The sequence below is a fragment of the Mesorhizobium sp. WSM4850 genome, from assembly GCF_055811735.1.
The window spans coordinates 1-447 of sequence record NZ_JBVVPV010000177.1 but is presented as its reverse complement, the minus strand read 5'-3'; the positions used below and the strand labels follow the sequence as shown (position 1 = coordinate 447).

1 protein-coding gene is annotated in these 447 nt (G+C 64.0%); it reads left to right on the top strand.

The window, feature by feature from the left end:
• Nucleotides 1-447 (top strand): GTP-binding protein (locus tag AC0L2Z_RS35475; protein WP_473630653.1); only part of this gene is annotated, 447 nt, incomplete at both ends.

Below are 447 nucleotides of genomic sequence, written 5' to 3'. Positions count from 1 at the left end.
GAGACGGCCAACCGCCACTACGCCCATGTCGACTGCCCCGGCCACGCCGACTATGTCAAGAACATGATCACCGGTGCTGCGCAGATGGACGGCGCGATCCTGGTCGTGTCGGCCGCCGACGGCCCGATGCCGCAGACCCGCGAGCACATCCTGCTGGCCCGTCAGGTCGGCGTGCCGTCGATCGTGGTGTTCTTGAACAAGGTCGACCAGGTCGACGACGCCGAGCTTCTCGAGCTGGTCGAGCTCGAGGTGCGCGAGCTGTTGACCAAGAACGAGTTCCCCGGCGACGACATTCCGATCGTCAAGGGTTCGGCACTTGCGGCACTCGAAGATTCCGACAAGAAGATCGGCGAGGATTCGATCCGCGAATTGATGGCTGCGGTCGACGACTACATCCCGACGCCGGTTCGCCCGCTCGACAAGCCGTTCCTGATGCCGATCGAGGAC